General features: G+C 65.1%; 27 protein-coding genes. 7 read left to right on the top strand and 20 right to left on the bottom strand.

What is annotated here, in order from left to right; genetic code table 11:
* The first annotated feature begins 100 nt into the window (after window positions 1-100).
* Together LDL28_RS03900 and LDL28_RS03905 are read left to right on the top strand one after the other, a co-directional pair.
* Window positions 101-1,177: an AI-2E family transporter gene (locus LDL28_RS03900; protein ID WP_233057303.1), complete on the top strand. Its 1,077-nt coding sequence runs from the start codon at window positions 101-103 to the stop codon at window positions 1,175-1,177.
* Window positions 1,174-1,887 (top strand): endonuclease/exonuclease/phosphatase family protein, encoded by a 714-nt coding sequence (locus LDL28_RS03905; RefSeq protein WP_233057304.1) that lies wholly within the window; start codon window positions 1,174-1,176, stop codon window positions 1,885-1,887. Before LDL28_RS03900 ends, LDL28_RS03905 begins: the two co-directional genes overlap by 4 nt.
* On the opposite strand, the gene LDL28_RS03910 is transcribed toward LDL28_RS03905, so the two are convergent.
* The gene (locus tag LDL28_RS03910; RefSeq protein WP_233057305.1) at window positions 1,878-3,296 is read right to left on the bottom strand and encodes a phospholipase D-like domain-containing protein; all 1,419 of its coding nucleotides are present in this window, start codon (window positions 3,294-3,296) and stop codon (window positions 1,878-1,880) included. The genes LDL28_RS03905 and LDL28_RS03910 overlap by 10 nt on opposite strands.
* Window positions 3,297-3,411: 115 nt before the next feature.
* Here LDL28_RS03910 and LDL28_RS03915 point away from each other — a divergent pair, with 115 nt between their 5' ends.
* On the top strand, window positions 3,412-3,807 hold the full coding sequence (locus LDL28_RS03915) for a YraN family protein (protein WP_370636221.1): 396 nt from the start codon (window positions 3,412-3,414) through the stop codon (window positions 3,805-3,807).
* A 3-nt stretch (window positions 3,808-3,810) separates the two neighbouring features.
* Here LDL28_RS03915 and LDL28_RS03920 read toward each other — a convergent pair whose 3' ends face one another.
* The 10 genes from LDL28_RS03920 to purB form a co-directional block, all read right to left on the bottom strand.
* Window positions 3,811-4,137, bottom strand: a complete 327-nt coding sequence (locus LDL28_RS03920; protein ID WP_233057306.1) for a hypothetical protein — start codon at window positions 4,135-4,137, stop codon at window positions 3,811-3,813.
* Window positions 4,138-4,280: 143 nt separating this feature from the next.
* Window positions 4,281-4,616: a Grx4 family monothiol glutaredoxin gene (gene grxD / locus LDL28_RS03925; RefSeq protein WP_233057307.1), complete on the bottom strand. Its 336-nt coding sequence runs from the start codon at window positions 4,614-4,616 to the stop codon at window positions 4,281-4,283.
* Between the two features lie 38 nt (window positions 4,617-4,654).
* On the bottom strand, window positions 4,655-4,894 hold the full coding sequence (locus tag LDL28_RS03930) for a BolA family protein (protein WP_025812728.1): 240 nt from the start codon (window positions 4,892-4,894) through the stop codon (window positions 4,655-4,657).
* Window positions 4,895-4,912: 18 nt separating this feature from the next.
* Window positions 4,913-7,123, bottom strand: coding sequence for a phosphoribosylformylglycinamidine synthase subunit PurL (gene purL / locus LDL28_RS03935; protein WP_233057308.1), 2,211 nt, complete (start codon window positions 7,121-7,123; stop codon window positions 4,913-4,915).
* Window positions 7,120-7,824: a phosphoribosylformylglycinamidine synthase subunit PurQ gene (purQ, locus tag LDL28_RS03940; RefSeq protein ID WP_233057309.1), complete on the bottom strand. Its 705-nt coding sequence runs from the start codon at window positions 7,822-7,824 to the stop codon at window positions 7,120-7,122. The genes purL and purQ overlap by 4 nt, the downstream gene beginning before the upstream one ends.
* Entirely contained in the window at window positions 7,821-8,207 is a 387-nt protein-coding gene (locus LDL28_RS03945) for a Rap1a/Tai family immunity protein (protein ID WP_233057310.1), read from the bottom strand. Before LDL28_RS03945 ends, purQ begins: the two co-directional genes overlap by 4 nt.
* A complete protein-coding gene (gene purS, locus LDL28_RS03950; protein WP_233057311.1) occupies window positions 8,204-8,446 on the bottom strand; it encodes a phosphoribosylformylglycinamidine synthase subunit PurS in 243 nt (80 codons plus the stop codon). The genes LDL28_RS03945 and purS overlap by 4 nt, the downstream gene beginning before the upstream one ends.
* Window positions 8,443-9,207 carry a phosphoribosylaminoimidazolesuccinocarboxamide synthase gene (gene purC / locus LDL28_RS03955; RefSeq protein ID WP_025813963.1) on the bottom strand — a complete coding sequence of 255 codons (765 nt, stop codon included), beginning with the start codon at window positions 9,205-9,207 and terminating at the stop codon, window positions 8,443-8,445. Before purC ends, purS begins: the two co-directional genes overlap by 4 nt.
* Window positions 9,208-9,354: 147 nt before the next feature.
* Window positions 9,355-10,086 (bottom strand): NRDE family protein, encoded by a 732-nt coding sequence (locus LDL28_RS03960; RefSeq protein WP_233057312.1) that lies wholly within the window; start codon window positions 10,084-10,086, stop codon window positions 9,355-9,357.
* Window positions 10,087-10,129: 43 nt separating this feature from the next.
* Complete coding sequence (gene purB / locus LDL28_RS03965) at window positions 10,130-11,482, bottom strand: adenylosuccinate lyase (RefSeq protein ID WP_233057313.1); 1,353 nt, start codon at window positions 11,480-11,482, stop codon at window positions 10,130-10,132.
* A 221-nt stretch (window positions 11,483-11,703) separates the two neighbouring features.
* Between purB and LDL28_RS03970 the strand changes: the two genes are divergently transcribed.
* Genes LDL28_RS03970 through LDL28_RS03985 form a run of 4 tightly spaced genes read left to right on the top strand, consistent with a single transcriptional unit; the run spans window position 11,704 to window position 15,299 of the window.
* Window positions 11,704-12,306 carry a YjbE family putative metal transport protein gene (locus LDL28_RS03970; protein WP_233057314.1) on the top strand — a complete coding sequence of 201 codons (603 nt, stop codon included), beginning with the start codon at window positions 11,704-11,706 and terminating at the stop codon, window positions 12,304-12,306.
* The gene (locus LDL28_RS03975; protein ID WP_233057315.1) at window positions 12,306-14,297 is read left to right on the top strand and encodes a lytic transglycosylase domain-containing protein; all 1,992 of its coding nucleotides are present in this window, start codon (window positions 12,306-12,308) and stop codon (window positions 14,295-14,297) included. The genes LDL28_RS03970 and LDL28_RS03975 overlap by 1 nt, the downstream gene beginning before the upstream one ends.
* A 5-nt stretch (window positions 14,298-14,302) precedes the next feature.
* The gene (locus LDL28_RS03980; protein WP_233059178.1) at window positions 14,303-14,761 is read left to right on the top strand and encodes a phosphatidylglycerophosphatase A; all 459 of its coding nucleotides are present in this window, start codon (window positions 14,303-14,305) and stop codon (window positions 14,759-14,761) included.
* A gap of 34 nt (window positions 14,762-14,795) precedes the next feature.
* Window positions 14,796-15,299 (top strand): CinA family protein, encoded by a 504-nt coding sequence (locus LDL28_RS03985; RefSeq protein WP_233057316.1) that lies wholly within the window; start codon window positions 14,796-14,798, stop codon window positions 15,297-15,299.
* A gap of 87 nt (window positions 15,300-15,386) precedes the next feature.
* Here the strand turns inward: LDL28_RS03985 and LDL28_RS03990 are convergent, their stop codons facing one another.
* The 9 genes from LDL28_RS03990 to trpC all read right to left on the bottom strand — a co-directional run bounded on the left by LDL28_RS03990 (window position 15,387) and on the right by trpC (window position 23,800).
* Window positions 15,387-15,668: a hypothetical protein gene (locus LDL28_RS03990; protein ID WP_233057317.1), complete on the bottom strand. Its 282-nt coding sequence runs from the start codon at window positions 15,666-15,668 to the stop codon at window positions 15,387-15,389.
* A gap of 35 nt (window positions 15,669-15,703) precedes the next feature.
* Complete coding sequence (locus LDL28_RS03995; RefSeq protein ID WP_233057318.1) at window positions 15,704-16,186, bottom strand: type II toxin-antitoxin system RatA family toxin; 483 nt, start codon at window positions 16,184-16,186, stop codon at window positions 15,704-15,706.
* Window positions 16,186-17,178: a lipoyl synthase gene (lipA, locus tag LDL28_RS04000; protein WP_233057319.1), complete on the bottom strand. Its 993-nt coding sequence runs from the start codon at window positions 17,176-17,178 to the stop codon at window positions 16,186-16,188. Before lipA ends, LDL28_RS03995 begins: the two co-directional genes overlap by 1 nt.
* 107 nt (window positions 17,179-17,285) lie before the next feature.
* Window positions 17,286-18,695 carry a dihydrolipoyl dehydrogenase gene (lpdA, locus tag LDL28_RS04005; protein WP_233057320.1) on the bottom strand — a complete coding sequence of 470 codons (1,410 nt, stop codon included), beginning with the start codon at window positions 18,693-18,695 and terminating at the stop codon, window positions 17,286-17,288.
* 13 nt (window positions 18,696-18,708) lie between these two features.
* Window positions 18,709-19,983 carry a pyruvate dehydrogenase complex dihydrolipoamide acetyltransferase gene (locus tag LDL28_RS04010; RefSeq protein ID WP_233057321.1) on the bottom strand — a complete coding sequence of 425 codons (1,275 nt, stop codon included), beginning with the start codon at window positions 19,981-19,983 and terminating at the stop codon, window positions 18,709-18,711.
* 11 nt (window positions 19,984-19,994) lie between these two features.
* The gene (locus LDL28_RS04015) at window positions 19,995-21,350 is read right to left on the bottom strand and encodes a pyruvate dehydrogenase complex E1 component subunit beta (RefSeq protein WP_233059179.1); all 1,356 of its coding nucleotides are present in this window, start codon (window positions 21,348-21,350) and stop codon (window positions 19,995-19,997) included.
* A 6-nt stretch (window positions 21,351-21,356) separates the two neighbouring features.
* The gene (gene pdhA, locus LDL28_RS04020) at window positions 21,357-22,316 is read right to left on the bottom strand and encodes a pyruvate dehydrogenase (acetyl-transferring) E1 component subunit alpha (protein WP_233059180.1); all 960 of its coding nucleotides are present in this window, start codon (window positions 22,314-22,316) and stop codon (window positions 21,357-21,359) included.
* A 117-nt stretch (window positions 22,317-22,433) separates the two neighbouring features.
* Window positions 22,434-22,925, bottom strand: coding sequence for a cyclic pyranopterin monophosphate synthase MoaC (gene moaC, locus LDL28_RS04025; RefSeq protein WP_233057322.1), 492 nt, complete (start codon window positions 22,923-22,925; stop codon window positions 22,434-22,436).
* Window positions 22,922-23,800, bottom strand: a complete 879-nt coding sequence (gene trpC / locus LDL28_RS04030) for an indole-3-glycerol phosphate synthase TrpC (protein ID WP_370636224.1) — start codon at window positions 23,798-23,800, stop codon at window positions 22,922-22,924. Before trpC ends, moaC begins: the two co-directional genes overlap by 4 nt.
* Between the last annotated feature and the right edge of the window lie 2 nt (window positions 23,801-23,802).

Consider the following 23,802-nt stretch of genomic DNA (forward strand, 5'->3'; position numbering starts at 1 on the left):
AGGAACTGTCTGTGCGCCATAGGGTGCAGCATAGCGCGCGGGAACAAAAGTCCTGAACATTTGTCTTTTGTTTCCGCGTGGGAGGGGGTACGTCAGCCATATGGTCGAACGTATCATGATGGGCTTGATGCTGGGGGGGATCGCATTCGGCTGCGTCCTGATCCTGTATCCCTTTATCAGCGCGCTGTTATGGGCCGCGATCCTGACCTTTTCCACATGGCCGGTCTTCGTGCGGCTGCGCGCCAGCATGTCCCTGCTGCCCGCCGCGCTGGTCATGACGCTGCTGTGCGCGCTGGTGCTCGTGGTGCCGCTGGTCATCGTGGTGTCGAGCAGCATTGCCGATGTGCCGGCCACCTTGCAGTATGTTGTCGATACGGTGGGCGCGCTGCACCTGCCGCCCCTGCCCGCGCGGGTTGCGCATATTCCGCATTTTGGCCCCGAAATCGTGGATAAATGGCAGAAATGGTCGGCCGATGTGGGCAGCATAGACGAGGCGATCCGCCCCTATGCCGGGCGGATCGGGCAATCCGCGCTCAGCGCGATGATGCAGATGGCAAGCGGCATGGCGCATCTGGCCATGGCGCTGTTCATCTCCTTCTTTTTCTGGCTGGGCGGTGACGCGCTGGGCAATACCTTCGTGGCCGTGGTGCGCCGCATTGCCGGAGTCTATGCCGACCGGATACTGGGCATTGTGGGCCGCACCATCCGTGGCACGGTGTACGGCATTCTGGGCACCGCCATCATACAGGGGATCCTGACCGGCATCGGCTTCGCCATCGCGGGGATTTCAAGCCCCGTGCTGCTGGGGGCGATCACGGCGTTCATCGCGGTGCTGCCCATCGGCGCGCCGCTGATCTGGATTCCCGCCGCCGTGTTCCTGCTGCTGACCCACCACCCCGGCTGGGGCATCTTCCTGCTGCTTTATGGCACGATCATCATTTCCGGCGCGGACCATGTGATCCGCCCCATGTTCATCGCCCGCGGGGCCCAGATGCCCTACCTGCTGACGGTGCTGGGCGTGCTGGGCGGGGTGCTGACATTCGGGGGGCTGGGCATTTTCCTTGGTCCCGTCCTGATCGGGGTGGGCTATACGCTTACGGCCGAATTCGCGGCGGGTGACCCCCATGCCCTCGCCCCCTTGCCTGACGAAATGCGCGAGCCATTTATCGAACCATGACCCTGCCCCGCCCCTATCTCCGCTTGCCCTCCATCCACCCCCGGCAGGGCATGCCGCCGCAGATGGATCTCGCCCCGCCCGAACGCGACGGGGGGGCTCTCAAGGTCGTAAGCTGGAACCTGCTGCGCCGTATCGGGGCTACGGTGCGCGATGTCATCGACCTGATCCGCACCGAACGGCCCGACCTGCTGCTGATGCAGGAAGCAACGGTGGATATCGACACCCTGCCCACGCTGATCGGCGGTCATTACGCGCGTTCCCCCCTGCCCGGCCGCATCCATGGGCTGGCATGCTGGAGCCCGTGGCCCTATCACCGCCCCCCGCTGACCTGTACCCTGCCCGCGGGCACGCTGATCCGCCGGGTGGCGCAGATTGTGGAATGCCGGTCCCTTGTGGTGGCGAATGTCCATCTCTCGCACGGGCAGTTGCTCAACCGCCGGCAGTTGCGCCGCGTGGTCCAGATCCTGCCGCAGCAGGCCGCGATACTGGGGGATTTCAACCAGGTCGGTCCCGCCCTGATCCGGCATTTTCACGATGTGGGACCACGCGCGCCCACCCACCGCATGGCCGACATGCTGCCCATCCGCCTTGATCGCTGTCTGGTGCGGGGCCTGACATGCCTTGAGCGCCGTGTGATCGAGAACTATGCTTCCGACCACCGCCCCATATCGGTGCTGCTCAAGCCCTCTGGCGGCCGGGCCTACAGGTAAGGCAGCAGAAGCCGGGCGGCGGCATCACGCAGCTTGCGTGGGAAGGACCGCCGGTCCAGATCATGATGCGTCAGGCGCACATGGCGGTGCATGGCGATGAAGGCGTCAATCGAGGTGGCCAGCGTATCGTCATAGGATTCGAGATTGATCTCGAAATTCAGGCGCAGGCTGCGCACGTCCAGATTCGAACTGCCCACGAAGGACCAGTGCCGGTCCACCACCATGAGCTTGGAATGGTTGAACGGCGGTCGCGCCAGCCATATCCGGCACCCGGAGTCCAGAAAGCGCGGCAGGTTGGCCGCACGCGCCCAGTCCAGCAGCGTGTGGTTGCTATGCCATGGCACCACGATATCCACCTCGATCCCCCGCAGCGACGCCAGCGCCAGTTCGGTCAGGAACCTGTCATCAGGCAGGAAATATGGCGTCATGATCCGGATGCTGTGGCGCGCCAGCGTAAAGGCCTGGAGCATCGTATATTCGATCTTTTCCAGATCCAGATCCGGCCCCGCCGTCACGATACGGCTCAGGATCGACCCGTTGCCGACCTGGGAGGGGAAGAAAATGTCGGCCTTCAGTTCCTCACCGCGTGTGAAGGCCCAGTCCCGTGCGAAAGCCTCGCTCAACTGGTGGACGACCGGCCCCTGAAGTTCGAAATGCGTGTCCGACACCAGATGCCGGGGGTGGGAGGCCGCGATATTCTCCTCCCCTATGTTCAGGCCGCCCATGAAGCCGATGCGCCCGTCCACCACCAGTATTTTCTTGTGGTCGCGCATGTTGATGAACGGCATGCGCCACGGCAGCATGGAATGCATGAACCGCCCGATCGGCACACCGGCGCGACGGAGGATGCGCCCTACCCCGCAGTTGAAATAGCCCGACCCCACGCCATCCACCAGCACGCGCACCTGCGCGCCACGTTTATGCGCGGCGATAAGGGCGGCACAGAACTGCTGGCCGATACTGTCGGCGCGGAAGATGTAGGAACACATCAATACGCTGTGCTGCGCGCCGTTTATGGCGTCGAGCATGCGGGGATAGACCGTATCGCCATCATGCATGGGAATGACGGAATTGCCGCTGAGCAGGGGCCGGCTGGTCAGCTTGCTCACCATGGAGGCCAGCGGGGCGAAATCCCCTTCCTCCTCCCTGCGCCAGTGGGACGACATGGTGCGGCTGCGCCATGGGTGCTGCCCCACCATACGCCGCGCGCGCCGGTGCACGCGGTTGATGCCGAACATGGAATACAGGATGCCCCCGGTCAGCGGCATCAGCACGGTCACGCCGATCCACCCGATCGAGGCCCCGACATCGCGCTTGGTCAGCAGGACACGCACCATGACGACAGCAATGATGCACAGCCGCACCAGCAGCAGGGAAAAATCCCATATGGTGAAGGTATGGAAGATCATGCCACATATCCTACCCGGGACAGGCGCCGTTTACCCGGCCAGGAAATCATTTCTCCGCCTTTCTATATTCCAGCAGGCGTATTTTACACAGCAACATCCCGCCAGGGGAGGCACCTTGACCAAAGATGACGTGAGGATTCCATCGCGCCGGCAACGGCGTGGCAGGCGGGCCTTCAGTGACGGGCTGGCCGCCGAACACGCCGCGATTGCCCATCTGCGGGCACGGGGCTGGCAGGTCCTGCTGCACCGCGCCCGCACGCGCTGGGGGGAAGTAGATCTGGTGGCGCTGCACGGGGGCTGTCTGGTGTTCGTGGAGGTCAAGGCCCGCCCCTCGCTTCTGGGGGTGGGCGAGGCGATCCGTCCATCACAGATCAGCCGCATCATGAATGCCGCGCGGCACCTGTGCGCGACCAACCCGGACTGGGTTTATGACAGCATCCGCTTTGATGTCTGCGCCGTGCTGCCCGGCAATGCCATCGAATGGATACCCGACGCCTTCAGGCAGTTCTGAACCTCAGGTACGATGCCGGACGGGCGCGGTATGCGTATGGTGGGTAGCCGCGCCATGCGGGTGATAGACGATGGTGTGCACCATCGTCCGTCGCGTATGGGCGGGGGTTCCATGATGGGCCGCCAGCACGACGGGCGCGTGGCCGCTGCCGTGGTGATAGGCCACATGGCGCACCGGCGGCGGTGGCGCGATCAGCGCGCCCAGGGTCAGGCGGTCGGCCTCGCTCTCGGTCACGGGATGGGTCCGGGCATGGGCCGGGGTTGAGATGCTTCCGATCAGACCTGCGCCAAGCAGCAGCATTGTAGCAAAACGCAAGTCACCGTATCGCATCCGCATCCCCCCCATGATTCCTGAACCATGAGGAAGCTAGGCGAAAGAACGGCAACCGCGCAAGGGATGTTGTGCCCAAAATGCAAGCGGGCGGGACATTCCTGCCCCGCCCGCCCGTTAACCTGCCCTGCGGCGCCGCCCGATCAGGCGGCGGCGGTGGCGATGCCCTTTTCGGTCAGCAGCTTTTCCAGCTCACCGGTCTGGTACATTTCCGTCACGATATCGCAGCCGCCAATGAACTCGCCCTTGATGTAAAGCTGCGGCACGGTCGGCCAGTTGGAGAAATCCTTGATCCCCTGACGGAGTTCGGCATCTTCCAGCACGTTCGCGGTCTTGAACGGCACGCCCATGTGCTTGAGCACTTCCACCACGCGCGCGGAGAAACCGCACTGCGGGAAGTTGGCGTCACCCTTCATGTAAAGCATGACGGGGGTGGTATCGATCTGCGTCTGGATGCGCTGTGCGATTGTTTCAGCCATGAGTGTGTTTCCTGCGTTGGAAATAAGGGAAAATCCGTTCAGACCTGCTCGGGGGTCTGCGTCTGTAGCGCCAGTGCATGGAGCTTGCCGCCCATGTGCCCCTGTAGCGCATCATAAACCATCTGATGCTGCCGCACGCGCGACAGGCCACGAAAAGCCTCGCTCACCACGCTGCATGCGTAATGATCCCCGTCACCTGCCAGATCCTCGATCGTGATCTTCGCATCCGGCAGAGATTCGCGGATGTAGGTTTCGATTTCCTGTGCCGTCATTGCCATCTGGCTTCAAGCTCCTGCCTATCGGTCCATCAGTCGCGGAAAGAATTCGGAATGCACTGCGACCAGACGTTCCTTGGATATTGTAGACCCGTTGGGCAATGTCAAACCCTGCCCCCCTGACCGGCCCAGCCTGCGACAGGGTACACCGGCCCGTTCAGCCATGCCCGCAAGGGCCGTGCCATCACGCACCGCCACGATGTAGCGGGACTGGTCCTCACCAAACCAGAACGCCTCGGGCCGCATGCCTGACTGCGGGCTGTCCAGCACGCAGCCCGCCTGTCCCGCCATGACCATTTCGGCCACCGCGACCAGAACCCCGCCATCGGCCACGTCATGACACGCGACAATGGTGCCGCTGCCGATCAGCTCGCGTACGAAATCGCCATTGCGCCGCTCCGCCGCAAGGTCGAGCGTGGGCGGATCGCCATCCTGGCTGCCCAGGATTTCACGCAGCCAGATGGACTGGCCAAGCTGGCCCTTCGTCTCGCCCAGCAGCATGATGTCGCAGCCATCGGGCATTTCCAGACCGACCGCCAGACGCACATCCTCCAGCACGCCCAGGCCGCCAATGGCGGGGGTGGGCAGGATGGACTGCGAGGTGCCATCGGGCATGCGCGTCTCGTTATAAAGCGAGACATTCCCGCTCACGACCGGGAAGTCGAGCGCGCGGCAGGCTTCGCCCATCCCCGCGATGGCATCGACGAACTGGCCCATCACCTCGGGCTTTTCGGGGGAGCCGAAGTTGAGGTTATCCGTCACCGCCAGCGGGCGCGCGCCGGTTGCGGTAATGTTGCGCCAGGCTTCCGCCACGGCCTGGGCGCCGCCCAGCTTCGCATTGGCGCGGCAGTAGCGCGGCGTGCAGTCCGTGGTCAGCGCGAGGCCGAGATCCGTATCCTCCACCTTGACGATGGCGGCATCGGCGGCGCCGGGGCGGCGGACCGTCTGGCCACCGACCGTGCTGTCATACTGGTTGTACACCCATGCGCGTGAGGCGAGATCCGGGCAACCGATCAGCCGCATAAGCGCCTGCTCGGTGCCCACCGGGTCGATGATCGGCTCCAGCGGCAATGGTGGCTGCGCGGGTGCGGTCGGGCGGTGATAGACCGGGGCCTGGTCGGCCAGCGGGGCGAGCGGGATCTCCGCCTCGACCGCGCCCTTGTGGCGGATCACGATATTGCCGGTATCGGTCAGGTGGCCGATGACGGCAAAATCCAGTTCCCATTTGTCAAAAATGGCGCGCGCCTGTTCCGTGCGGTCCGGGCGCAGCACGATCAGCATGCGTTCCTGACTTTCGGACAGCATCATCTCATACGCGCTCATGCCGCGTTCGCGCTGGGGCACGTTGTCAAGATCGAGGTCGATGCCCACCCCGCCCTTGCCCGCCATTTCAACGGCGGATGAGGTCAGGCCCGCAGCACCCATGTCCTGAATGGCCACGATCGCATCGGTCGCCATCAGTTCGAGGCACGCCTCGATCAGCAGTTTCTCGACAAAGGGGTCGCCCACCTGCACGGTCGGGCGCTTGGCCAGCGCGTCTTCATCAAATTCCGATGAGGACATGGTGGCCCCATGGATTCCGTCACGCCCGGTCTTCGACCCCACGTAAATGACCGGGTTGCCAACTCCCGCCGCCGCCGAAAGGAAGATGCGGTCCTGCCGCGCGACGCCCACGGTCATGGCGTTGACCAGCGGGTTGCCGTCATAGGCGGGGTGGAAGTTGATCTCGCCGCCCACGGTCGGCACGCCCACGCAGTTGCCGTAGCCCCCCACGCCGCGCACCACGCCATCGACAATGCGGCGGGTCTGCGGGTTGTTGGGGTCGCCAAAGCGCAGCGCGTTCAGGTTGGCGACGGGGCGCGCGCCCATGGTGAACACATCGCGCAGGATGCCGCCCACGCCCGTCGCCGCACCCTGATAGGGCTCGATGAAGGAGGGGTGATTATGGCTTTCCATCTTGAAGATGGCGGCCAGCCCCTGCCCGATATCGACCACGCCCGCGTTCTCGCCGGGGCCATGGATCACCCATGGGGCGGTGGTGGGCAGCGTGCGCAGAAAGGCGCGGGATGATTTGTACGAGCAGTGTTCCGACCACATGACCGAAAAGATGCCCAGTTCCGTGAACGAGGGCGTGCGGCCCATGATCGACAGGACGTTGCCGTATTCTTCCGCTGTCAGGCCGAATTCGCGCGCCAGTGCCTCGTCAACGGGGCGCGGTAACTTTGCACTCATCCGACCAGAGCCTCCACAAGTCCCGTAAACAGGGGTTTACCATCCTCGCCCCCCATCAGCGGATCCACCAGATCCTCCGGGTGGGGCATCATGCCGCAGATGCGCAGGTTCTCGCTGAACACACCGGCAATGGCGTTCATGCTGCCATTGGGGTTGAGCGCGGGATCGCCCGCATCCATCCGCCCGTTCTCCGCCACGTAGCGGAAGGCGACGCGCCCGGTATCCTCCAGCGCGCGGATGGTCTCGGCCTCGGCGATGTAATTGCCATCACCATGCGCCATGGGGGTGCGGAAGACATCGCCGCGCGCCCAGTGGCGGGTAAAGGGCGTGTCATTGCGTTCGACCCGCAGGAAGCAGTCCTGCGACAGGAAGCGCAACGCCGCGTTACGCAGCAGCGCGCCGGGCAGAAGCTGGGCTTCCGTCAGGATCTGGAAGCCGTTGCACACACCCAGGATATGGCCGCCCTTATGCGCGAAATCGCGAATGGCGGCCATGATCGGCGCGTGCGCGGCCATGGCGCCACAGCGCAGGTAATCGCCATAGCTGAAACCACCGGGCAGCACCACCAGATCAAGCCCGGCGGGCAGCGCCGTATCCCGATGCCAGACCATGGCCGGGGCCTGTCCGGTCACGCCCCGCAGCGCGATCGCCATGTCGCGTTCGCGGTTGGTGCCGGGAAAAACTACGATCGCCGCCTTCATTTGCCGCCGCCACAGGGGTAGGAGTCATGCAGCGCGGTAAAGACGACCTCGCCTGCGGGGCGGTTCAGCCCGTCGCGATGCGCCTTCATCCAGCTTACCACCTTGCCGCGCATATCCGCCGTATCGACGGACGGCGCGATGCAGAAGGCGGCGACATCCCTGCTGTCCTTTTCCGCATTGCGTTCGAACAGGTGGGCAAGGGTCACGGAATCCGCGATGCCGGAAATATAGGCATCGCACAGCCCGGTGGAACCGGCCTTGGTGCACATGGCCCCAAGCCTGTTGCCATCAAGGCGCGAGACACGCTGCGCGGCGGCCTGGGCCACCGGCAGGGCCACGGCCATGGCGCCGGCCAGGGCGAGAAGGCGGGCAGCGCGGTTCATCCAACGACCTCCGTCACGAAATCCTCGATCACGAGGTTGGCCAGCAGCGCGCGCGCCATGGCGTCGGCCTGCGCGCGGGCGCGGGCGGGGTCGGTCTCGTCCACTTCCAGCTCGATCACGCGGCCAATGCGCACTTCGCCCACATTGCCGAAATCCAGCACATGCAGGGCATGTTCCACCGCCTTGCCCTGCGGGTCGAGCACGCCTTCCTTCAGCATGACGGTCACGCGCACCTTCATTGCATTACCTCCGGTCCCTTCATGTCGGAATTCGTGGCCTCGGGCAGGATACCCAGGCGCATCGCCACTTCCTGATATGCTTCCTCAACCTTGCCCATGTCCCTGCGGAAGCGGTCCTTGTCCATCTTCTCGCTGGTCTTGGCGTCCCACAGGCGGCAGTTATCGGGCGAGATTTCATCGGCCAGGACGATGCGCATGTTGTCGCCCTCGAACAGGCGCCCGAATTCCAGCTTGAAATCGACAAGGATGATGCCGACGCCCATGAACAGGCCGCACAGGAAATCGTTCACGCGCATGCTCAGCGCCACGATGTCTTCCATGTCATGCGGGCAGGCCCAGCCGAAGGCGGTGATGTGTTCCTCGCTCACCATCGGGTCGTTCAGGGCGTCGTTCTTGTAATAGAATTCGATGATCGGGCGCGGCAGGCGCGTGCCTTCCTGAATGCCCAGCCGCTTGGACAGGGAGCCCGCGGCCACGTTACGCACCACGACCTCAAGCGGGATGATCTCGACTTCCCGGATCAGCTGCTCGCGCATGTTGAGGCGGCGGATGAAATGGGTCGGAATCCCGATATCGTGCAGGCGCAGCATCAGGTGTTCGCTGATGCGGTTGTTCAGCACTCCCTTGCCGGTGATGATGCCCTTTTTCGCGCCGTTCCCGGCGCTGGCGTCATCCTTGAAATACTGCACGAGAGTACCGGGTTCTGGCCCCTCGAAAAGGATTTTGGCTTTTCCTTCGTAAAGCTGGCGGCGGCGGCCCATACTCATCCTTCACATAACGCTGTGGGGACGGGCCGGGAGCGGCCCCTCCCCTGATCTATGGGATCCGTTGTCGGCATGATCCCGAATAATGCGCATGCCATAGCAGCGTTCCGGCCGGGAAGATACCATTTACCTCGCCTGCCCGCTTCAGGCGTCCAGATTGACCGGATGGTAGCCCACGCGGTCGGGCGCGCCGGGGGCGAAAAACCATGACCGGCGGCCATCCCCCGCCCGCGCGACACCAATGGCCGACGAACTGCATGTACCAAAGCCGGAGCGCGGCGGGATGTTGATCTCGCTGCCCGCGGGCAGCGAACGGTCGGCCAGCAGGGTGGTCCACGCCGTCCATTCCGGCGGCACGGGGCGGATCGCCGCGCGGAATCGGGGCAGGTGCCGGTGGATGCGCGGCATGGCCATGTCATCGGGGTCGGTGGTGGCGACCATGTGCACGCCCGGCGCGAGACGTTCCACCTGTGGCTGGCCGTAGCCGGGACCGCGGATGAAGAAGGCGTCCGTCCGGTCCGCCACGATCATGTTGAACGAACGCCATGCGCCTGCGTCGATCGTGCCGATATGGCCGGCCGCCTCATTCGCGGTGGCGAAGCCTCCGGCCAGCAGCGGCAGCGCCCCGCGTGAGTTCTTGCCCGGCGCGGGGCCAAGGCTGCCCACCCGGTTCATGATCCCGGCCACCACGCCCGCGTCGTTCAGGGTCAGCCACGACCCGCCCGCCACACGGTCCTGCCCGCCGATGACCTGGGGCTGCCCGGCCCAGTGCCGCCCCGGCGGCAGCCAGGGGCGGTCGAGGCGTTCATCACGGTTGGCCGCCAGCAGCAGCGGCCATTCCTGATCCGGATCGTGAGAGATGACGACAGTACACACGCGCCAGTATCCTGCTGTTGTTTCCGTCAGGCCACGGGCCGGTTCAGCTCCGTGCGGGGCCCGTCTCGCCAAAGACGCGGATGAAGGTATGGTCAAGAGAGCGCAGATGCGATGCGCTGTCCATCGCCGCATCCAGCACCTCGGGGGGCACGCGGCCCGCCACTTCGGGGTCGGCCTCCAGATTTTCGCGGAAGGTCTTCGCATCCTTGTGGCCCAGCCGGGTCCATGTCGCCATCGCGTTGCGCTGGACGATGCGATAGGCGTCTTCACGCAGGATTCCGGCGCGCGCCAGCGCCAGCAGCACTTCGCCCGAATGCACGACGCCGCCCAGGCTGTCGATATTGGCCTGCATCTGGTCGGGATAGACAACCAGCTTTTCCATCATGCCCGCCAGGCGCATGAGCGCGAAGTCGAGACCGATCGTGCCATCGGGGCAGATGTTGCGCTCGACCGAGGAATGGCTGATGTCGCGCTCGTGCCACAGGGCCACGTTTTCCAGCGCGGGAATGACGTGCGAGCGCACAAGCCGCGCAAGGCCGGTCAGGTTTTCCGACAGGACCGGGTTGCGCTTGTGCGGCATGGCGGAGGAGCCCTTCTGCCCCTTGTGGAAGAACTCTTCCGCCTCACGTACTTCCGAACGCTGGAGATGGCGCACTTCAGTCGCGAGCCGTTCGATCCCGCTGGCGATGACCGCCAGCGCGCAGAAATAGGCCGCGTGCCGGTCACGCGGGATCACCTGGGTGGAGACATCCTCCGGCTTCAGGCCCAGCCTGCCGGCCACGTATTCCTCCACGCGCGGGTCGATATGCGCGTAGGTGCCGACCGCGCCCGAAATGGCGCAGACGGCCACCTCCTCACGCGCGCGGAGCAGGCGGGCGCGGTTGCGCGCGAATTCGGCATAATGCCCCGCCAGCTTCAGCCCGAAGGATGTCGGCTCGGCATGGATGGCGTGGCTGCGGCCGATGGTCAGGGTATATTTATGCTCGAACGCCCGGCGCTTCAGCGCCGCCAGCACGGCGTCCAGATCTTCCAAAAGCAGGTCGGTCGCCTGCACCATCTGCACCGACAGGCAGGTATCCAGCACATCGGACGACGTCATGCCCAGATGGACGAAGCGGCTGTCGGGGCCGATCTTCTCGGCCAGCCAGGTCAGGAAGGCGATGACGTCATGCCGGGTTTCGGCCTCGATCTCGTCAATACGGTCAAGGTCGGCCTGGGAGAACGCGGCCATCGCGGCATCGCCCTTTTCACGGATGGTCCGGGCGGATTCAGCGGGAATCGCGCCGTATTCCGCCATGGCCTCGCAGGCCAGGGCCTCGATCTCGAACCAGATGCGGTAGCGGTTCTCGGGCGACCAGATGGCGGCCATGACGGGGCGGGTATAGCGCGGTACCATGTTCTCGGGCTTCCTTAACTCAGCGACACAATCGGGATCAGGCCGCCTTCCTAACCAATTCTGTCGCGTGCGTCTTCCTTAATTCACGCCCGTTTCATCACGGGGCCGCCATCATCTGTCATCACGGGCGCGATTGCATGATGTGGGCAGAGAACGGCATAAAGAAGTCGTGAAGCCCCGGCCCGTTCACACTGCCCCACCAGTCAGGATCATACCCGCCCATGTCCGCCATTTTTTCACCCTCCGCCCTTTACGCGCTGGTTCAGGTCATCCTGATTGACGTCACACTCGCGGGGGATAACGCCGTCGTGGTGGGACTGGCGGTGCGCAACCTGCCCCACCGTTCGCGCCGAATCGCCATCCTGTGGGGGGTGCTGGGGGCGGCGCTGATCCGTATCTGCCTGGCGCTGGTCGCGGTCCGGCTGCTGGCCATTGTCGGGCTGACGCTGGCGGGGGGGCTGCTGCTGCTGTGGGTATGCTGGCGCATGTACCGCGAAATGCATGGCCCGGCCCATGCCGAAGATGGTACACAGGCCCCCGGATCGCTGCGCAGCGCCATTATCCGCATTATCGTGGCCGACCTGTCCATGAGCCTTGATAATGTCCTGGCGGTCGCGGGGGCGGCGGGGGAACATATGGGCGTGCTGGTAGCGGGGCTGGTCTTTTCGGTGGCGCTGATGGCCGTGGCGGCGGCGCTGATCGCACGGCTGCTGGAGCGGTACCGCTGGATTTCATGGATCGGGCTGCTGGTGGTGCTGTTCGTGGCGATTGAACTGATCGTAAAGGGTGGTGGCGAGGTCTGGACACATATGGGTGGCGCGTAATGATCCCGCGCGCCTGCCGGTGGCTGGGCAAGGCGGCGGGGCTGGCGCTGGCGGGGCAACTCGCCCTGCATGGCGCCCGCGCCACACCCGCGCCCCCTGCCCCGCCACCCGGGGCGCAGGGTGAGTGGCCCACACCGGCGCAGGCCGCCACCGGCAATGCCGATGACGACCCCATCGCGGCGAAACTGCTGGTGTACCTGCGCCTGCTCTCCCCCGTGGGTGGCAGTGCCGATGAATACGCGACCTTCCTGCACGAAAATCCGTCATGGCCGCAGCGCCCCATCCTGCTGGCCCGTTTCCAGCAGGCCCTTACGGCGGAACCGGATGACGCCACCGTCGCGCGGTTATGCCCGCTTCTGACGCTCAATGACGTGCCTGCGCTGCTACGGTGCAACAGCGTTACCCCCCGCCCGCCCCGGCTCAATGACTGGGCGCGCGATGTCTGGGTCCGCCGTGCCGACAACGCCACCGATGCGCAGGCGCTGCTTGCCGGTTTTGGCCCGGCGCTGGGGCGTGAGGATAACTGGCAGCGCTTCGACCGGCAGGAACGCGCGGGCATGGTGGAGGCGGCCAGCCGGCAGATCGCGCTGCTTGACCCCACGCAGCAGCCCATTGCCCGCGCCCGTCTGGCCTTGCGCCGCTATGACCCGCAGGCGGAAGGGACACTTGCCGCCGTGCCACCGGAACAGCAGGCCGATGCGGCGCTGCTGCTCGATCACCTGCGCTGGCTGCGCCATGCCCAGCAACCCGATGCGGCGCTGGCCCTGTGGCGCGAACGCGGGGTCGAGACCGAAAAACACCTCCCCCCCGCCACCGCCGCCCTGTTCTGGCGCGAACGCGACGGGCTGGCCCGTGACCTGCTTCAGGCCCGGCGGGCGGATGACGCGCTGTTCATGGCCGATGACACCGCCGACATCGGTTCGGCCAACCAGTATGACGCCCGCTTCCTGACCGGCTGGATCAGGGCTGAATACCTGAATGACGCGGAGCGCGCACAGGCCGATTTTGCCCCACTGGCGCAGGCGGTGCCCGTCCTTACACGCAGCCGGGGCCTGTTCTGGATGGGGCGCGCGCTGTGGGCGCGGGGGCGGCATGACGCGGCGCGGGCGCAATGGCGGCAGGCGGCACAACTGGCCAATACGTTTTACGGGCAGATGGCCATCGCGTGGCTGGCGGGCAACCGCGTGAACCAGTTGCTGGTGCCTGACCAGGCGGGCCGGCAGATCCGCGCCTTCCTGCTGCAACAGAAGGAACCTACCCCCACCGTAGCCGACGCCGTGCGCTTCGATACGGCGGAACTGGCCCGCGCCGCCGAAATCCTGGTGGCCTGGGGCGACCGGCATCACGCGCGTGATTTCATTCTGGCGCTGGACGCGCAGGATACCGGCGCGATGAAGCATGTGCTGGCCGCCCGCATGGCCACCCGGCTGGACATACCCGACGCCGCCGTGATGGTGGCCCGCCTGGCCGGGCGTGACGGGCTGACACTGGTGCGCGAAGGCTGGCCCCGCCCCTATACGCCGCCGCCCGGAATCCTGCCCGCCGACATGCAGCTGGCCGTGGCGCGGCAGGAAAGCGGATTTGACGCCAGCGTGGTCAGCCCGGCGCATGCCGTGGGCCTTATGCAGATGATGGTGCCCACGGCGCGCGAGGTGGCGCGCAAACTCGGGCTTACGGATGTGCATGTCAGCGCCACCACCCTGACCGACCCGCAACTGAACATGCGGCTTGGCGCGGCCTATCTGGCGGATATCGCGCAGCGTCTGGGCAGTGTCATCCCGTATGTGGCCGCCGCCTATAACGCCGGGCCGCACCGGGCCGACAACTGGCTGCTGACACTGGGTAACCCCGCGCGCGACACCCCGGCGCCCGACGCCATGCTGGACTGGATCGAGAGCATTCCCTTTGGGGAGACACGCAACTACGTTGAAAGGGTGGAGGAGAACATGGCCATTTATCAGGCGACTGATCCGGCGCTGGAGCAGAACTGATGGCGATGTCCCCTGCCCGTCTCATCGCCAGCTTCTGCGGCGCGGGCTTTGCGCCCCGCGCCCCCGGCACCGTGGGGTCGCTGAGCGCGCTGGTGGTGGGCCTGCCGCTGCTGGCGCATGGATCATGGATGGCGCTGGCCATTATCGTCTGCACGGTCGTGGGCTGGCGGGCGACGGATCTCGTCTCCCATGGCGAGGACCATGGCTGGATCGTGATTGACGAGGTGGCGGGCATGTGGCTGGCCATGTGCCCGCTCGCACCCCTGCCGCTGTCAGCACTCCGTTGGGCGGATATGCTGTGGCTGCTGCTTGCCTTCGCGCTGTTCCGCCTGTTCGACATTACCAAGCCCGGCCCGGTGGGCTGGTTCGACCGGCGGCATGACGCGCTGGGGATCATGGGCGACGACATTGTGGCGGGGCTCATGGCCGCGGCCATCCTGACCGGCATCCGTTTCCTTGCCTGAAGCGTTACCGCGCCAGAAATGGAGAACGTAGCAGATGTTGCCTGACACTTTTCTTGCCCACATGCCCGAGGCCCTGAAACGCCTGCACGCGGCGGGCTGTCGTATCGTCACGGCGGAGAGCTGTACCGGCGGACTACTGGCGGCGGCGCTGACCCATGCGGCCGGGTCGTCCGATGTGGTTGCCGGGGGCTTCGTCACCTATTCCAACAGCATGAAGCATCATACGCTGGGTATTTCCGGCACATTGCTGGAACGGCATGGCGCCGTCAGCCGCGAGGTCGCGGCCGCCATGGCCCAGGGGGCGCTGACACATACTCCCGACGCCACCCTGTCCATCGCCATTACCGGCATTGCCGGGCCGGGCGGGGGCACGCCGGACAAGCCGGTGGGGCTGGTATGGTTTGGCGTGGCGGGCGGTGGACAGGTTGACACCATATCCCATGTCTTTCCCGGCAAACGGGGGGAAGTGCGGGCACAGGCGGTGCGAACCGCCATGGCGCTGCTGCTGGACCATGCCGGACGGCTGGCGGCCGAATAGGCGGCTGCCTGATTGAAAAAAAGGCGACGCCCGGAAAGGTTTATTTTTTATCCATCACCTGTATTCGCCCGGCACCAGATGTGCTGCCTAATACCCCGCGACGGTGCTGCCTGTCATCGGCACACGGATCGGGCTGGATGTCTCGCCCGTGCCAGCCGCCTGCACGGCCTGGGGAGCCTGCTGCGGCGCAGCCTTTTGCGCCGCCGGCCGGGGTTTGAGCGAGGCTCGCGCATCTTGCAGGCTGCGGGCGTTCAGTTCCGCCGTTTCCGCATCACTGCCGGGGGCAGGCTGTGGCGCGGGAGCGGCGGAGGCATGCAGCATCGTCAATAGCACAAGGCCACCGGCAAAGGCGGGGATGAGTTTTTTCATGATGATGGTCTCGATCCGGTCTGGCGGGGGTGGGCTCAGGCGTTGCCTGCTTCAGCCGGACCGATCGGCTGGGGGACCGGCGTTCGCGGCTGCCCGTAAATATCGCGTGCGCGACGGATGAAGGCGGAAACCATAAGGCGCACGGCTTCGTTAAAGACCACGCCGATCGCGGCCTGCAACAGGCGCGAACGGAATTCGAAGTCCACGAAAAAATCCACCAGGCATCCACGCGCATCCGGCGTAAACGTCCATACATTGTTCAGATAGCGAAATGGCCCCTTTTCGTACGTGACGCGGATGGTGCCGGGGGCCTCGAGCTGAACGCGGCTGGTAAATGTCTCGCGGAAGGGACCGAACCCGATGGTCAGATCCGCGACAAGTTCGTTAGCCGTGCGCGTGCGCACGCGCGCGCTGGTACACCATGGCAGAAACTGGGGATATTTCCCCACGTCGGCCACCAGATCAAAAAGCTGATCGGGGGAATAGGCAATAAGCCGACGTTCGGCATGGGTAGGCATCACATACTCTCCATAGCGCCACGCTCCGTCCGCAGACGCTGTTCACGGGCGGCGCGCAGTTCCGCAAAATCAGAATCCGCATGATACGAAGACCGGGTAAGCGGGGAGGAACTGACCTGAAGAAAGCCCTTTACACGGGCCATGGCCGCGTAATCGGCAAATTCATCAGGCGTTACAAACCGGGCTACCGCAGCATGCTTGACCGTAGGCTGGAGATATTGCCCCAGCGTGATGAAATCAACGTCCGCTATCCGCAGGTCATCCATGACCTGAAGGATTTCGGCCCGTTCTTCCCCCAAACCAAGCATCAGTCCCGATTTCGTGAAGATGGACGGGTCCAGCCGCTTCGCATCATCAAGCAGGCGCAGCGACTGGTAATAGCGCGCACCGGGGCGGATGCCCGGATAGAGCCGGGGCACGGTCTCCAGATTATGGTTGAACACATCGGGCCGCGCACGGACCACCACCTCCAGCGCGCCGGGCTTGCGCAGGAAGTCAGGGGTCAGGATCTCGATGGTGGTGTCGGGCGCGCTGGCGCGTATGGCCCCGATCACCCGGGCGAAATGCTGCGCGCCCCCATCGGCCAGATCGTCACGATCCACCGAGGTAATGACCACATGGCGCAGCCCGAGCCGGGCCACCGCATCGGCCACCCGTTCCGGTTCATCGGGATCGAGCGCATGGGGCAGGCCGGTCGTGACATTGCAGAACGCGCAGGCGCGGGTGCAGATTTCGCCCATGATCATCATGGTCGCATGGCGCTGGGACCAACATTCCCCGATATTGGGGCAGGCCGCCTCCTCACACACCGTGACCAGCTTGTTGTCACGCATGAGCTTGCGTGTTTCATGGTAGGTCGGGTGACTGGGCGCGCGCACGCGGATCCAGTCAGGCTTGCGCGCGATCGGGTTATCGGGCCGGTGCGCCTTTTCCGGATGGCGCAGGGCGGGGTCCCCGTTTTTTCGGTGGTCGATCATCACACGCACAGACATGACATAAAATCCCTGCAAACAGGTCGATAGCCAGAAGTGTAACGCCTGCCGCACCGCGTCAAGCGTTCATACCCCCTTCCCCACGGGAACGGATCACAACCGCACGATCAGATATGCAACGCGCCGTCATACGCCGCCAGAACGGCCTCATGCATGGTTTCGGAGATGGTGGGATGGGGGAAGACCGTTTCCTTCAGTTCGGCCTCCGTCAGTTCGCCCGTGCGGGCAATGACATAGCCCTGGATCATTTCCGTCACTTCCGGCCCGACCATGTGCGCGCCCAGCAGTTCGCCGGTCGCCGCGTCGAATATGGTCTTCACCAGCCCTTCCGGCTCACCCATGGCGATGGCCTTGCCATTGCCGATGAAGGGGAAACGCCCGACACGGAGCTTGTAGCCCGCTTCCTTCGCGCGGGCTTCCGTCATCCCGACGGAGGCCACCTGCGGGCGGCAGTAGGTGCAGCCGGGAATATTGAGCGGATTGATCGGGTGGACCGTGCGCCCCGCGATCAGTTCGGCTACCAGCACGCCCTCATGGCTGGCCTTGTGGGCAAGCCAGGGCGCGCCCGCGATATCGCCGATGGCGTAAACCCCCTTCTCCCCCGTGCGGCAGTAGGGATCGACCTTGATGTGGGTGCCCGCCACCTCGATCGCGGTGCCTTCCAGCCCGATATTCTCGACATTGCCGACAATACCCACGGCGGAGATGACCCGCTCCACCGTGACCGGCTGCGTCTTCCCGCCTGCCGTGACATCGATGGTAACGTCGTTGTCGCCCTTCCTGATCGCACCCAGCTTCGCGCCGGTCAGGATCTTCATGCCCTGTTTTTCAAGGGCCTTGCGGACAAAGGTGCTGATCTCGACATCTTCCACCGGCAGGATGCGGTCGGCCACCTCCACAATCGTCACCTCGGCGCCCATGTTGCGGTAGAACGAGGCGAATTCCACCCCGATCGCGCCAGACCCGATCACCAGCAGGCTGCGCGGCAGGGCGGTCGGTGTCATGGCCTCGCGATAGGACCAGATCAGCCTGCCATCGGGCTCCAGGCCCGGCAGCACGCGCGCCCGCGCGCCCGTGGCCACGATAACGTCGGGCGCGGTCAGCACGGCGGTTTCCGCGCCATCGCGGCTGACCGAGACCTTGCGCTGCCCGCCCTGAACCCCCGCCAGCCTGCCAAAGCCGTTGATGACCGTGACCTTGTGCTTTTTGAGCAGGTGGCTCACCCCGGCGGAAAGCTGGGCCGAGACATCACGCGAGCGTTTGACGACCTTTGCAAAGTCGAAACGGACGTTATCCGCCGCGAACCCGAAGGCGTCGAGATCGTGCAGCAGGTGGTTGATTTCGGACGCGCGCAGCAGTGCCTTGGTCGGGATACAGCCCCAGTTGAGGCAGATGCCGCCAAGCTGGGCGGCCTCCACCACGGCGGTGCTCAGCCCGAGCTGGGCGGCGCGGATGGCCGCGACATAGCCACCCGGCCCCCCGCCGATAATGATGACATCAAATTGCGTGGTGCTCATCTGGACCATTTCCTCAGACCACAAGGCTCATCGGGTTTTCCACAACGGTGCGGAAGGCCGAAACCCATTCCGCCGCCAGCGCGCCATCCACCACGCGATGATCGACCGACAGGGTTACGGTCAGGACGGTGGCGATGGTGATCCCGTCATCCCTGACCACCGGCCTGCGCTCAGCCGCGGCAATGGCCAGGATCGCGGCCTGTGGCGGGTTGATGATGGCGGAGAAGGATTTCACCCCGTACATCCCCATATTGGAGATGGAGAAGGTGCCGCCCTGGAATTCCTCCGGCTTGAGCTTGCCCGCGCGCGCGCGCGCCACGAGATCGCGTGTTTCCAGGCTGATCTGGCGCAGGCTCTTGGTATCGGCCTGCCGCACGATGGGTGTGATCAGCCCATCGGGAATGGAGACGGCAACGGAAATATCCACGTCGTTGTAAACCAGCACCGCGTCTTCCGTGTAGGACACGTTGACTTTCGGCACCCGGCGCAGCGTGACCGCCACCGCCTTGATCAGCATGTCATTGACGGAAATCTTGTACGATCCCGGCCCATCCGCGGGTGAGGCCGCGTTCATCTGGCTGCGCAACGCCAGCAGCGCGTCCAGTTGCACATCCATTTCCACATAGAAATGCGGAATGGTGGACTTCGCTTCCGTCAGGCGGCGGGCAATGACCTTGCGCATGCTGGAATGGGGCACGCTTTCGTACCCGCCTGCCGCGACTGCCGCAACCGGGGCGGCCCGGGGCGCAGGCGCGGCGGCGGCGGCGGCGGGCGGAGCCTGCACCGCCTGTTCCACATCCCGGCGCACGATACGCCCGTTGGGGCCGCTGCCCTTCAGCGTGGCGAGATCAATCCCCTTCTGCGCTGCGATCCGGCGCGCCAGCGGGGATGCGAAAATCCGGCTTCCGCCCGGCGTGGCGGCAACCGGCGCGGCCGGGCTGGCCGCAACCGCCGGAGCGGGACTGGCAGACGCGGGGCTGGCTGTAGCTGCCGCGGCCTGGGCCGCCGGTGCAGCGGCTGGCGTGGGCGCATCGGGCACGCTTTCGCCCTGCGCCACCAGTATGGCGATCGGCGCGTTGACGGCCACGCCCTCCGTCCCCTCCGGGATCAGGATACGGCCCATGACGCCTTCGTCCACGGCCTCGACTTCCATCGTGGCCTTGTCCGTCTCGATTTCCGCGATCACGTCACCAGACGCGATGCTGTCGCCTTCCGCCTTCAGCCAGCGGGCCAGCTTGCCTTCCTTCATGGTGGGGGAAAGCGCCGGCATCAGGATGTTGATCGACATCGTGCGTTCCCTCACACAACCTGCCGGACGGCATTGATGATCCAGTCCGCATTGGGCAGGGCAAGTTTTTCAAGATTGGCGGCGAACGGCATCGGCACATCGGCGCCCGCCACGCGTACCGGCGGCGCGTCGAGGTAGTCGAAGGCATGTTCGATCACCTGCATGGCGACCTCCGCGCCGATACCGGCGAATGGCCAGCCTTCCTCCACACAGACAAGGCGGCTGGTCTTTTTCACGCTGTCCACCACGGTCCGGGTGTCAAGCGGGCGGATGGTGCGCAGGTTGATGACTTCCGCCTCGATCCCCTGCGCGGCCAGCTTTTCCGCCGCCTCAAGGGCGACGCCAACCATGATGGAGAAAGCCACGATGGTCACATCCCGGCCTTCACGCTCCACCTTGGCCGTGCCGATGGGCAGGATGAAATCCTCATCCACCGGGCAGGGGAAACGCTGGCCGTACAGAATTTCGTTTTCAAGGAAGATGACCGGGTTGGGGTCACGGATCGCGGCCCGCAGCAGGCCCTTCGCATCCGCCGCCGACCACGGCGCGACCACCTTCAGCCCCGGCACATGCCCGTACCAGCTTGCATAGCACTGCGAATGCTGCGCGCCCACGCGGGCGGCCGCGCCGTTGGGGCCACGGAACACGATGGGGCACGACATCTGCCCCCCCGACATATAGCGTGTCTTGGCCGCGGAATTGATGATCTGGTCAATGGCCTGCATGGCGAAGTTCATGGTCATGAACTCCACGATCGGTTTCAGCCCGGTCAGCGCCGCGCCGATGGCCATGCCGGTAAAGCCCTGTTCGGTAATGGGGGTGTCGATCACCCGCTTTTCCCCGAACTCGTCCAGCAACCCCTGCGAGATTTTATAGGCGCCCTGGTACTGCGCCACTTCCTCGCCAATCAGGAACACGTCTTCATCACGGCGCAGTTCGGCGGCCATGGCGTCGCGCAGGGCTTCACGCACCGTGATCTCCGTGCACTCGCCCCAGTCCCGTTCCGGCGGGGCGACGGCCGTGGTCCCGGTCGGGGCCGGCGCCGTGGGCGCGGCGGCGGCGGGGGGAGCGGAAGCGGTCTGCGCCTGCGCCGCCGGTGCGGCGGGCTGGGCGTCGGCGTCCTCATCCTGCGCCAGCAGGATGGCGATGGGGGTGTTGACGGCCACGTTCTCCGTCCCCTCGGGGATCAGGATACGGCCCATGACGCCTTCGTCCACGGCCTCGACTTCCATCGTGGCCTTGTCCGTCTCGATTTCCGCGATCACGTCGCCCGCGGCGACCGCATCCCCCGTCCTGCGCAGCCAGCGCGACATCTTGCCCTCCGTCATCGTGGGGGACAGGGCGGGCATAAGTATTTCTGTTGCCATCTTCAATCAGCTTTCCACCAGCACATCTGTCCACAGCTCCGACGGATCCGGCTCGGGGCTGGTCTGGGCGAAGGTCGCCGCGTCGGTCACGATGTCACGCACCTTGTCATCCATGGACTTCAATTCGCTCTCGGCCACGCCCAGTTCCAGCAGTTCGCGGCGCACGCGGTCGATCGGGTCATGGTTCTTGCGCATTTCGTCCACTTCGGCGCGCTGGCGGTACTTTGCCGGGTCCGACATGGAGTGACCGCGATACCGATAGGTCGCGACCTCCATCAGCACCGGCCCCTTGCCCGCGCGGCAATGGGCTATGGCCTCATGCGCCGCCGCGCGCACCGCGTTCACGTCCATGCCATCGACATGCATGCCGGGAATGCCCCACGGTTCGCCATTGCGCCACAGTTCCTTTGACGCGGAGGCCCGCTCCACGCTGGTGCCCATGCCGTAGCGGTTGTTTTCCAGCACGAACAGGCAGGGCAGCTTGTGAAGGGCGGCGAGGTTGAAGCTCTCGTAAACCTGCCCCTGATTGGACGCGCCTTCACCATAATAGGTGACCGAAACTTCGTCCGTGCCACGGTACTTGTTGGCGAAGGCCAGCCCGATCCCGAGCGAGACCTGCGCGCCGACAATGCCGTGCCCGCCATAGAAATGCTTCTCGGAGGAGAACATGTGCATGGAGCCGCCCTTGCCATGGGAATAGCCCCCCGCGCGCCCGGTCAGTTCCGCCATCACCCCGCGCGGGTCCATGCCGGCCGCCAGCATCTGCCCATGGTCACGATAGGAGGTGATGATCTTGTCCCCCTGCTTAAGCTCCGCCTGGATCCCGACCACAACCGCTTCCTGACCGATATAGAGGTGACAGAACCCCCCGATCAGCCCCATGCCGTACAACTGGCCCGCGCGTTCCTCGAACCGGCGGATCAGCACCATCTCGTAATAGGCCTGCTTCAGGTCGGCTTCGGTCATGGTCCGGCTGTTGTGGCCACCTGACAGGCCGGGATCTGTCTCGTTACTCATCGAAGGTCCTTGCTTCTTGTTGCCAGCACTGCGGCCGTTACGGGGTCGGAATATAGTCGCGTTCCGTCATGGCGGCGCCGCACGGTTATAAGTACCGGAAGCCCCGCCGGATTTGTGGATCACGTGTATCTGACAGATCTCCATGTCCCGCTCGACGGCCTTGCACATGTCATACAGCGTCAGGGCGGCGACGGAGGCGGCTGTCAGGGCTTCCATTTCCACGCCGGTCGGCCCGGTGGTACGGACCCGCGCCGTGATCTCCACCCCCAGCCCCGCCGCATCGGGCGCAAGATCCACCCGGACGGAGGAAATGGCCAGCGGATGGCACAGCGGGATCAGGTCCGATGTTTTCTTGGCCGCCATGATGCCCGCGATGCGCGCGGTGGCCAGCACATCCCCCTTGGGCATCTGGCCGGACAGGATCATGGCCAGCGTTTCGGGGCGCATCCTTACCAGCCCGTGCGCCACCGCCTCGCGCCGCGTATCGGGCTTGGCCGAGACATCGACCATGACCGCGTGCCCCGCCGCGTCCAGATGTGACAGGCGGGGCGATGTCATGACGCGGTTCCGGTGGCCACCGTGCCAAGCAGGGCATGCACGGCGGCGCCCACGTCTTCGTGCCGCAGCAGGCTCTCACCCACCAGGAAGCCCGACGCCCCCACCGCGTTGAGCCTGAGCACGTCCGCATGCGTGCGGATGCCGCTTTCGGACACGATGATCCGGTCCGGCGGCACCAGCGGGGCCAGATCCAGCGTGGTCTGGATATCGGTCTGCAATGTCTTGAGATTGCGGTTGTTGATCCCGATCAGCGAGGTATCGAGCGCCAGCGCGCGGTTCAGTTCCTGCTCGTCATGCACCTCGACCAGCACGTCCATGTCCAGCCCGCGCGCGATGTCGAGCAGTTCGGCCGCTTCCGCATCGGTCAGGATCGCCATGATGAGCAGGATGCAGTCCGCCCCGATCAGGCGGCTTTCATGCACCTGCCACGGGTCGATGATGAAATCCTTGCGCAGCAGCGGCAGCTTGCACGCCTCGCGCACACGGGTCAGGTCTTCCGCGCTGCCATGGAAACACGAGCCTTCGGTCAGGACCGAAATGCAGGCCGCCCCCGCCTTTTCGTATTCGGCGGCGATGACCGTGGGTTCGTAATCCGGACGCAGGATACCGGCGGAAGGCGAGGCCTTCTTGATTTCCGCGATCAGGCCGATCTGGTGGTCGGCGGTTTTCTGCTTGAGCGCCTGGCCAAAGCCGCGCGGGGGCGTGTTCACTTCCCGCGCGCGGGACGTGATTTCCTTCAGCGTCATGACTTTCGCGCGCTGCGCCACGTCCACCCGGGTCCGTGCACAGATGCGTTCCAGAACATCGGGGATGCCGTCGTCATCCACGGGCTGGACACTACCTGTCTGGGGGGAGGTCATTGGCGTGTCGTTCATTT

The organism is Komagataeibacter sp. FNDCR2, from assembly GCF_021295395.1.
Lineage (GTDB): Bacteria > Pseudomonadota > Alphaproteobacteria > Acetobacterales > Acetobacteraceae > Komagataeibacter.